Source organism: Streptomyces hydrogenans (assembly GCF_014656075.1).
Taxonomy (GTDB): Bacteria; Actinomycetota; Actinomycetes; order Streptomycetales; family Streptomycetaceae; genus Streptomyces; species Streptomyces hydrogenans.
The window spans coordinates 1-1,726 of record NZ_BNBS01000280.1 but is presented as its reverse complement, the minus strand read 5'-3'; the positions used below and the strand labels follow the sequence as shown (position 1 = coordinate 1,726).

1 protein-coding gene is annotated in these 1,726 nt (G+C 69.6%); it reads left to right on the top strand.

Annotated elements, in window-relative coordinates; translation table 11 throughout:
* Positions 1-132: 132 nt before the first annotated feature.
* On the top strand, positions 133-1,611 hold the full coding sequence (locus IE321_RS41385) for a serine/threonine-protein kinase (RefSeq protein ID WP_190226766.1): 1,479 nt from the start codon (positions 133-135) through the stop codon (positions 1,609-1,611).
* Positions 1,612-1,726 lie beyond the last annotated feature (115 nt).

The following is a 1,726-nucleotide window of genomic DNA, read 5'->3' as shown; positions in this document are numbered from 1 at the left end:
ATCTGCGACTTCTCGTCCACGCAGAGGACGAGGGCCTTCTCCGGCGGGTCGAGATTCCTTGGATGCCTGCCGTCCGTGTGTGCGCCGAGGCGACGGGAGAGACGGTGTGGCGGCCCCTCCTATGCTGGCCCCATGGAGCGGGGACGGCTGATCGCCGAACGGTACGAGTTGATCGACCGTCTGGGCAGGGGCGGCATGGGGGAAGTGTGGGCCGCGCGGGATCGCGTGCTTCACCGTGAGGTCGCGCTCAAGCTGCTGCACCTCGACGGGACTGTCCATGCCGACCTGCCTCGGCGGTTCGAGCGCGAGGCCGTGGCCGCTGCCCAGATCGTCCACCCCAACGTCGCCGGCCTCTACGACCGTGGCATCCACGACGACGTGTTGTTCCTGGTCATGGAGAAAGTCGAAGGCCAGACACTTACAGCGCGTATCCAGGCCGAGAGTCCTCTCCCCCTGACGCGTGCCTTGGCCATCGCAGGCAGTGTCTGCGCCGCACTGGAGGCCGCCCACCGGGCCCAGGTCATCCACTACGACATCAAGCCCCACAACGTCGTCGCCACCGACGACGGCCAGGTCAAGGTCATGGACTTCGGCATCGCCTGGTTCGTCCAGGCCACGTTCGCCATGGCGCGCTCCTCCCAGCTGGCCCCGGCCGGAACGCCGGAGTTCGGCGCGCCGGAGCAGTTCCTCACGGAACGCGGTGACAGACGCTCCGACCTGTACGCACTCGGTGGGATACTCTTCGCGATGCTCGCCGGCCAGCCGCCCTTCACCGGGCACAACGGCATCGTGGTCGTGCGGCGCAAGCTCGACGAGGAGGCTCCGCCCCTCGACGCGTTCCGCGCCGGCCTGCCGCCAGAGGTGACCGCGCTCGTCGCCGAACTGCTGCAGCGCGATCCCGACCGGCGCCCCCAGTCGGCACAACAGGTTCAGCAGCGGCTTCAGGCACTTCTGGCAGTGTGCACGGCAGCGGAAGCTCCCACCACGGCACTGCCCCCGACACCGAGCACCCGTCTGGTGCACGACACGCGACGCGAGCCTCGGCCGCCCTCTACCGACTCCTGGAACCACGCCTCCACCGACGAGACGCCGTTCACCCCGGACGCCCTGCTGCCGCGGCGCTTCACCAACGACCTGAGCATCGAGTTCGCGCGGACCGCCGTGGACATCCGCGACGCCCGTGAAGCAGGCCCCAGCGACCTGGTCAGCGAACTCACCCGCCGTGGCTGCACCGAAGTGGTCGTCGGCGTCTACACAGAGCAGCCCGGCCCCCATGCCGCACCCGAGAACCCCGTCCATGTCTCCGTCCAGGTCTTCGCATTCCCCGACGCGGCGACAGCCAGGGACGCACACGGGTACCTGGGCGACGGAGGCGGGGGATGGCACTTCACCGTCTGGGGCACCCGCGACGGGGACGGCCTCACCCCCTGTCCGGAAAGGGTCCACCGCAGCGCCCGATGGCGGTACAGCTGGAGAGCCCATCGCTACCTGACCGCAGCGCTGGCCTACCGCGCCGACCTCACCGACGACAGGTCCATCGGGCCCTGGCTCGCCGCAGCCGCCCGCAGGGCGGCAGTCTCCGGCGGGCCTCAGAACCATCACGGCACCTGAGCCATTTCGGCCGAATCCTCCGCAGGACGACAGTAGCTGCACGTCGGACCCGGCCGGCTCATCCACTCGACCAGGGCGTGGGGCAGGTCGAGTGCGGCAGGATGGGGAACCAACG

Coding starts and splice junctions, on each gene's coding strand:
- IE321_RS41385 (WP_190226766.1), top strand. CDS start 133: ATGGAGCGGGGACGGCTGATCGCCGAACGGTACGAGTTGATCGACCGT.